We start from the raw sequence: 4,080 nt of genomic DNA, 5'->3' as shown, positions 1-4,080 counted from the left end.
TCTGCATCCTGACCGCGCCGGCGGCGAAGGCGCTGTCCGGCGTCCAGAAAGCAACGACGGCCGAGGGCCTCACGCTGATCGTCTTCGACTGTTACCGCCCGGCACGCGCCGTCGCCGACATGGTCAGATGGACAAGGCAATGCGGCCCGCCCGATCCGCAATGGTATCCGACGGTCGAGCGCGGCGACCTCATCGCCGAGGGCTATGTCGGCGAACTGTCCAGCCGCTCGCGGGGCTCGACCGTTGACCTCGCCGTCGCTGAGCTTGACAAGACAAGCCCGGCTCATTCCGCTTGCGGCGCGACTGACGCCCGCACGCTCGACTTCGGCACCGGATTCGACTGTTTCGATTCGGCGAGCGAGACGGCCCACCGCCCGCTGCCCCTCCAAGCGACGGCAAACCGCACGATGCTGCTTTCGGCCATGCGCGCCGCCGGCTTCCGCAACTATGCGCGCGAATGGTGGCATTTCACCCTCGCCGACGAGCCGTTCCCAAAGCAGCGCTTCGATTTTCCGGTGACCGCCGACTAGGGCACAGGACTTGCCCGGATCGCGGCCGGTTCCAATTAGGCCCGCTGACGAGGAACCACGCTGCTGGCAAGTGAGGAAGATATTTCCTCGACTGGCCGCCCCTCGGCGAAAAATTGCTGCAAGGAGATGAAAAAGGCAACATTGAGTGCATCTAATTTCTATAAATTCGCTAGAGTTCGGGCCGTTCAACGGAGGCGGAAATGACCAACCCTCATTTCGGGAAACTGCTCGGCGCGCTGGTCGCCACATCTGTCCAGTTCGGCTCGCTCGGTTTCGCATTTGCCGATACGACCATTCTGAATGTGTCCTACGACCCGACACGTGAGCTCTACAAAGCCTATGACGAGGCCTTCACCGCGCACTGGAAGGCGGAGACCGGAGAAACCGTTACCATCCAACAGTCGCATGGCGGATCCGGCGCCCAAGCGCGAGCCGTTATCGACGGTCTCGACGCCGATGTCGTGACGCTGGCGCTCGAAGGCGACATCAACGCCATTGCCGCGAAGACGAAAAAGATCAATCCGGACTGGCGCACGAAGTTCGAGAACAACTCGGCCCCCTACACCTCGACCATCATCTTCCTGGTGCGCAAGGGCAATCCCAAGGACATCCATGACTGGAACGATCTGGTGAAGGACGGCGTCCAGGTAATCACGCCGAACCCGAAGACCTCGGGCGGCGCGCGCTGGAACTACCTCGCCGCCTGGGCCTATGCCAATGCCAATGACGGCAATGACGAAGCCAAGACCAAGGAGTTCGTCGGCAAGCTCTATGCGAATGTCCCCGTCCTCGATACCGGTGCCCGCGGCTCGACGGTGACCTTTGCGCAGAAGGGGCTGGGCGACGTGCTGATCGCCTGGGAGAACGAAGCCTATCTCGCGCTCGATGAATTCGGCGCCGACAATTTCGACATCGTCTACCCGCCGACCTCGATCCTGGCCGAGCCGCCGGTCGCCGTCGTCGACGGCAATGTCGACGCCAAGGGCACCCGCAAGGTCGCCGAGGCTTATCTGAGCTGGCTCTATTCGAAGGAAGCCCAGACCATCATCGCCAAGAACCACTATCGTCCGGCCAAGCCCGACCTGGTGCCTGCCGAGGATCTCGCCAAGCTACCGGCAATCAAGCTCGTCACCATCGACGATCCGCAATTCGGCGGTTGGAAGAAGGCGCAGCCTTATCATTTCGGCGACGGTGGTATATTCGACCAGATTTACAAGCCCGCCCAATGAAGCATGGCGGCCATAGGCCGGATGAAACCTGATTGGGTCTATTGTACGAGTGCCCCAGCCGAGGCGAAGGGCACTCTGGTCTGAGTAAGAAGGGACGATCCAGAACAGCATGAACACAGCACCCGCCAAGGCGGGGTGGCGGTTCAGACAGCCGAGTGTCATTCCGGGCTTCGGATTGACGCTCGGCTTCTCGCTTGCCTACCTCACGCTCATCATCCTCATTCCGCTTTCGGGGCTGGTCTGGCGTTCGGCCGCGCTCGGCTGGACCGACTTCTGGGCGATCGCCGTCGACCGGCGCACTCTCAATGCGCTGAAGATCAGCTTCGGCACCGCCTTCCTGGCCGCCGCGGTCAACGTCGTCTTCGGCACCATCGTCGCCTGGGTGCTGGTCCGCTACCGCTTCCCCGGCCGACGCATCGCCGATGCGATGGTCGACCTGCCCTTCGCCTTGCCCACCGCAGTCGCCGGTATCGCGCTCACCACACTCTATGCGCCGAATGGCTGGATCGGCCAGCTTCTGATGCCGCTCGGCATAAAGGTCGCCTACACCCCGCTCGGCATCGTCATCGCCTTGGTGTTCATCGGCCTACCCTTCGTGGTGCGCACCGTCCAGCCAATCATGGAGGAGCTCGACAGGGAGGTCGAGGAAGCTGCCGCCACGCTTGGCGCCAACCGCTTCCAGACCATCACTCGTGTGCTCTTCCCGGGACTGGCGCCGGCCATCGTCACCGGCTTCTCGCTCGCCTTCGCGCGCGGTGTCGGCGAATACGGCTCGGTCATCTTCATCGCCGGCAACCTGCCCTTCAAGTCGGAGATCGCGCCGCTCCTCATCGTCATCCGGCTCGAGGAATACAATTACGAGGCGGCGACCGCGATCGCCGCGATCATGCTGGCGCTGTCCTTCGTGATGCTTTTGGTCGTCAACCTCGTCCAGACATGGAGCCGCAAGCGCTATGGCTGATCCCGAGATCAAATCCTACGAACCGCATCACGAAAGCCAGTCGGCCGCGGTGACCGAAAGCAGGCCGGTGCGCTGGGTGGCGATGGGAATAGCCTTCGCCTTCCTCGCCGTCTTCCTGCTTCTGCCGCTGATCGTTGTCTTCCACGAGGCGCTTAGCAAAGGCATCGGCGCCTACACGGAGGCGCTTGCCAGCCCCGACACGCGCTCGGCGATCCGCCTGACGCTGCTGGTGGCGGCGATCTCCGTGCCGCTCAACCTCATTTTCGGCATCTCGGCTGCCTGGGCGATCGCCAAGTTCGAGTTCAAGGGCAAGGCCTTTCTGACCACCCTCATCGACCTGCCGTTCTCGGTGTCGCCCGTCATTTCCGGCCTGGTTTATGTGCTCCTCTTCGGGGCTCAAGGCCTGCTCGGCGCGTGGCTGAAGGCGCATGGCATCGTCATCCTGTTCGCCGTGCCGGGCATTGTGCTCGCAACCATCTTCGTCACCTTCCCCTTCGTCGCCCGCGAGCTGATCCCGCTGATGCAGGAACAGGGCAATGGCGACGAGGAGGCGGCTCTGTCACTCGGCGCCAATGGCTGGCAGGCCTTCTGGTATGTGACGCTGCCCAACGTCAAATGGGGTCTGCTCTACGGCGTGCTACTCTGCAACGCGCGCGCCATGGGCGAGTTCGGCGCCGTGTCGGTGGTCTCAGGTCACATTCGCGGCCTCACCAACACCATGCCGCTGCATGTGGAAATTCTCTACAATGAGTATAACGCCGTCGGGGCCTTCGCGGTCGCCTCGCTGCTTGCCGGCCTGGCTTTGGTGACGCTGGTCTTGAAAACACTTCTGGAGATGCGCTACGGCGCCGAGATTGCCGCGACGCGCGGACATTAGATGCATGCCGCCCGAAACCGCGTAGCATGCATCAACTGATTGAGGGATCTGTATGGAAGTTCGCGTTGTCAACGTGCGCAAGGAGTTCGAGCGGTTTCCGGCGCTCCACGACGTTTCGCTCGACATCAGGTCGGGCGAGCTTATCGCGCTGCTCGGGCCATCCGGTTCCGGCAAGACGACGCTGCTCCGCCTGATCGCCGGCCTGGAGCGGCCCACCAAGGGCGCCATCTTCTTCGGCGAAGAGGATGCCTCGCAGAAGTCGATCCAGGAGCGCAATGTCGGCTTCGTATTCCAGCATTACGCTCTGTTCCGACACATGACGGTTGCCGACAATATCGGCTTCGGCCTCAAGGTCCGGCACGGCGCCGCGCGTCCCTCGGCACAGGAGATCCGCCGCCGCGCTTCGGAACTCCTCGACCTCGTCCAGCTGTCGGGGCTGGAAAAGCGCTATCCGGCGCAGCTTTCCGGCGGCCAGCGCCAGCG

General features: G+C 62.8%; 5 protein-coding genes. All 5 read left to right on the top strand.

The genetic code is table 11. The features are described from left to right. The coding region (locus tag EOA60_RS21955) for a M15 family metallopeptidase (RefSeq protein WP_128311873.1) at window positions 1-530 on the top strand (530 nt) is incomplete at its 5' end. 200 nt (window positions 531-730) lie between these two features. Then, on the top strand, window positions 731-1,759 hold the full coding sequence (locus EOA60_RS21950; protein WP_067328921.1) for a sulfate ABC transporter substrate-binding protein: 1,029 nt from the start codon (window positions 731-733) through the stop codon (window positions 1,757-1,759). A 109-nt stretch (window positions 1,760-1,868) separates the two neighbouring features. After that, window positions 1,869-2,720: a sulfate ABC transporter permease subunit CysT gene (gene cysT / locus EOA60_RS21945; protein WP_066990552.1), complete on the top strand. Its 852-nt coding sequence runs from the start codon at window positions 1,869-1,871 to the stop codon at window positions 2,718-2,720. Further along, window positions 2,713-3,597, top strand: coding sequence for a sulfate ABC transporter permease subunit CysW (gene cysW, locus EOA60_RS21940; RefSeq protein ID WP_067328919.1), 885 nt, complete (start codon window positions 2,713-2,715; stop codon window positions 3,595-3,597). The genes cysT and cysW overlap by 8 nt, the downstream gene beginning before the upstream one ends. 52 nt (window positions 3,598-3,649) lie before the next feature. Then, window positions 3,650-4,080: ATP-binding cassette domain-containing protein (locus tag EOA60_RS21935; protein ID WP_128311871.1), on the top strand; the 431-nt coding region annotated here is incomplete at its 3' end.

The organism is Mesorhizobium sp. M1A.F.Ca.IN.020.06.1.1 (assembly GCF_004023265.1).
GTDB lineage: Bacteria > Pseudomonadota > Alphaproteobacteria > Rhizobiales > Rhizobiaceae > Mesorhizobium.
Note: the sequence above shows the minus strand (reverse complement) of the source record. Positions and strands in the feature narration are given on the sequence as shown.